Annotated in this window: 2 protein-coding genes and 1 pseudogene; all 3 read right to left on the reverse strand. The window is 53.1% G+C overall.

Features of this window, described 5'->3' with window-relative positions; translation table 11 throughout:
- Window positions 1-366: 366 nt before the first annotated feature.
- Complete coding sequence (trbC, locus tag E0D98_RS22000) at window positions 367-2,670, reverse strand: F-type conjugative transfer protein TrbC (protein WP_000077655.1); 2,304 nt, start codon at window positions 2,668-2,670, stop codon at window positions 367-369.
- Window positions 2,651-3,769: a DsbC family protein gene (locus E0D98_RS22005; protein ID WP_001597028.1), complete on the reverse strand. Its 1,119-nt coding sequence runs from the start codon at window positions 3,767-3,769 to the stop codon at window positions 2,651-2,653. Before E0D98_RS22005 ends, trbC begins: the two co-directional genes overlap by 20 nt.
- A pseudogene (locus tag E0D98_RS27585) lies at window positions 3,766-3,925 on the reverse strand (conjugal transfer protein TrbA); the annotation flags it as partial. The gene E0D98_RS22005 and the pseudogene E0D98_RS27585, both read right to left, overlap by 4 nt.

Genomic DNA, 3,925 nt, shown 5'->3' on the forward strand with positions numbered 1-3,925 from the left:
TCGAGCATTATAACGAATGGCATCCGCATAGTGCGCTGGGTTATCGCTCGCCACGGGAATATCTGCGGCAGCGGGCTTGTAATGGGTTAAGTGATAACAGATGTCTGGAAATATAGGGGCAAATCCACCGGGCTGCCAGAAGACTATTTTTAAACGTCAGGGAAGTGATATTGATATCTTCTCCGGAATTTTTACGATAAATAACAGACCATGAGTTTGTTTCCGGGCTACTAATACACATTTATTGTACCTCTGATGATGGATTGAAATCCTGAATCCTCCGCTTACTATGGTGAGCGGAGGAGATTAATAATCGCGTAAAGGTTGTTATTAAGGTTGTTATTAAAATCAGCCATACAGGTGTTATCAGAATCTTTTTTTACGACTCTCTTGTTTTCCACCTGATGGTGTCTGAGCGACATTTTTTTTATGGGGCGGGGATGCAGTTAGATCCGGTACAGGTAACAGCATCTCCAGGGGGAGCAGAGTATTCAGAATCGCCTTCACTGAAGGTATATCTTCAGGACCGGAGTGTTCCTCTTCAGGACGATTCAGTGTGATATAACATACCCGGCGTTCTTCCCTGGTTGTGTTATTGATAGTGTGCACAGCCTTTTTCCACAGTTCGTTTGCCCGGGATTCGATATCTGTATCATATTGCGGAAGCAGATCCAGTGATGTCTGCGCTGTTGCCAACCGGCGCTGGAATGTATCAATGATACGGTAAGGCTCTGTACGGTTTTTACGACGTTTACGGGATGGTTTTGCTGTCAGTACACCGATGATGCTGCTGACATGCTCCGGTGTGGGGAGCCTGCGCTGCACTGTCCTGGGGACGAGACGGCGGAGACGCTCCAGCCGGGGGGCTTCAACGGAAATATAGCGGTTGATGACCACCGGATCACTGTCGCAACTTTTCTCGCTGTCCGGAATATACACAGAGGCTGACGGCACCACATCCCCCTGGAAAACGGTAAAGAATTCACCGGCATTCAGTCTGATCAAATCCTGCACGTCGATTTTGCTTTCCATCTGGATGGTGATCTGGTTACCGTCCACCCAGGACTCACCCATCACACCATCGTGGCGCTGCAGGCTGCCCATTCTGGCCCGAGCCTCTTCACCGGCGGCATTTTTCACCGTTCTTGCCGTTTTGTCGTCACTGACAATGCGTCCGGCGAATTTGGTGCCGGCGTTCTGCATCAGTGTGGCGGTGTTGGTGGCGGAGGTCTGCCCTTCAATTCGCTCCTGATCCTGCGCCATCATTATCAGGGAAAACTCCAGTGAACGTACCTGGGTGGCCTCCACAGCAATGCGGTCTGTGTAGTAGGCACCGACTTCGTCAAGGATACAGATATAGGGGAAGCTGCCTTTGTATTTTTTGACTTCCAGGGTCTGTGCATCTGTGCCTTCCAGGCGGTAGCCCAGGTCACGGGCGAGGATCATGCTCTGCTGGGTGACGAACATACGACCGAGTGCCGACGTGGTATGGGCCGATGTGTCCAGTGCAGGGATCATCACAATCAGAATGCGGTCGCTGTGAATACTGTCGCGAATATCGATGTCGCCGGCATCTGCCGCAAAGACGTCCCCGAAGGTTTCGGCAAAGGTTGTGAACGTTTCCGAGAACTGACCGGAGAGATAAGCATGCTGTTTACGGGGCTCCTCAGTCCATGCTGACGGCGTTCTCACCAGTGACATATCGAATCCCGGAACGTCCTGCAGGTAATTTCTCAGTGGTGCGATGGCTTCTTCCGGCCACTGGTCATCAAGCCCACGGCAATAGAGTTTTGCCATACCTTCCAGCGTCATATGCTCCCGTAACATCTGCAGGGACATGGTTTTTCTTTCCCGGACGCACCAGAATTTTGTGCCAAAGACCAGGGCTTTGTTCATGGCTATCGCCCGTGACTGCCATTCTCCCCCCTGAACGTTCTGGGGAAGCATGGACTGCATGGTTTCGGCGGTGAAGGCTTCTGTGCTGAATGCGAACGGGTTCCAGGTGTTTGACTGTGGGCGGGATTTTTCGCCGCTCTGAATGATTTCACTGCGGGATTTTCCGCCGTTCATGAAGTTGATGACCTCGATATCATCCTCCCGGCCAAAACGTCGGGAGAGATACCAGATTGTCCTCGTGGTATCGTTCTGTGCCTTTCCGTCAACAAAGGTAAAGCCTCTTCCCCAGCTGAGCGGGTTGAGCAGCCAGGCAAAGGTGGTTTCTGTTTTACCGCCACCGGTGGTGGCAAAAAACATGACATGCCGGGTGAGGTCATCCATGCTCAGCCAGAGCTCACGACCGATATCATTGATACGGCGGTAACCGACATAAAAAATCCCCCGTGCGGGGGATGTTTCATCTGCTTCATACTGAAACAGGGTGGGCCAGAAGCTGAAGAGGCTTCGCCTGACCTTTCTGTCCTGGGAGGGGTCATCAAGGCTGAGCGTCATGGGCATACGCAGGGGGCATCGCCAGCGTTGCAGCGTGAATATCACGGAGGTGACCAGGGTGAACAGCAGACAGACAGGAAGGGCCAGTGGCCATATCAGGGCCGTAATGATACTGCCGGCCAGACACAGACCAATGATGTTCAGGTTGTGCAGTGCATTCCACAGCGGGTTTCCCCAGGCCGTGCGGTGTATGAGGTCAGGATTAACGTGATGCTGGCTCATTGTGATTATCCTCGGTATCTGTGGCTTTCAGGAACAGGCTGACGGTAGTGGCGTCTTTCAGGATGCCGGACGGCAGGTGCCAGCCGGTATCGGATAACACCCATGGGGTACCGCCAAAACCGAACTGGCGGAAAGCCTGGTTATTGACATCGATGGCAGCACGAGCAGCGGTCAGACACTTTTCATCCGGTGCAGCCGGTGCATCGCCGGTGGGTGCCATACCACCGTCTGCGGAATACAGCTGATGCCATCCGGTCGCCCGTTTTTGTGCGTCCGGTTCACACAGCAGTGGCGCAGTCCGGTTTGTGCTGGCCTCTCCGCCGATTACGGAGACCGGATAAATCACCACGCTGAATTCCCGGGCCAGTTGCTTAAGCGCGGGCTCCAGAAGACGGCAGTTGATGCATGCGGGGTCAAGGAAGGCGTAGAGTGTGCGTTCATGACCAGTGGAGAGATTAATGGTGAACATACCCCGGTCCGCGTTGCGTTTAAGTACAGTGGCCAGATTACGGCGGGCTTCAGCGACCAGAGTATTTTTGTCTGCTGTTATCGCCGGGGTAGCGGATGTCTCCTGCATTTCCTGTGGTGCCGGGTGAACGATTTCATTTTTCGTCTCTGACGGGGCTACTGACCGGACAATTTCCTTGTCGATGTGTAATGGTGCTGTTTCTGTTACGGATTCTGTGACAGGTACCCTGAGAGGGGAATCGCTGTCCGGTTTCAGTAAAATATATCCGGCTGTTACCGCTGTCAGAAGTGCCAGCACTAATCCTGCACCGTATATCAGCCCTCTCATGAAGCTGGTTTTCCGGGCAGGAAGTTCTGCATATGCCGCGCTCAGACAGCTGTCAATCGCGGAGAGCATTCTGCCGATGTGATGTCCGGGAGGTTCAGTATCAACGGTATCAACAAGCAGTGTTTCGGTTATTTCACGAAAAGGGGTGCTGAAGGACAGGTGCATCAGCCTGTTATTACGGTTAATCAGTGCGCCCAGTTCTGTAACCGGCAGGATGGCAATAACCTCCTGACCACCGTCAGGGTACAGGGCGGTCAGGGACAGGTGTTTATTGTTCAGTGTTGCAGTGTAGCGGATGGTCATTGTGCTTTTTCCTTGTCGGCGGGATGCCGGGTTTCAGTGGTTTCGGTGGTTTCACCAGTATCTGAGCCTTCATCGTTATCATGGCGGCGTGGTATCACGTCATCCGTGAGTGACCAGCGGGTCCTTATCTGACGTCTGCGATCGCGGTCTGGCTGA

This window comes from Escherichia sp. KCJ4928 (genome assembly GCF_004352695.1).
Classification (GTDB): Bacteria; Pseudomonadota; Gammaproteobacteria; order Enterobacterales; family Enterobacteriaceae; genus ECMA0423.

Bases quoted from the DNA above. Each gene is read 5' to 3' on its own strand.
- trbC (WP_000077655.1), bottom strand. From the start codon at position 2,670: ATGAGCCAGCATCACGTTAATCCTGACCTCATACACCGCACGGCCTGG.
- E0D98_RS22005 (WP_001597028.1), bottom strand. From the start codon at position 3,769: ATGACCATCCGCTACACTGCAACACTGAACAATAAACACCTGTCCCTG.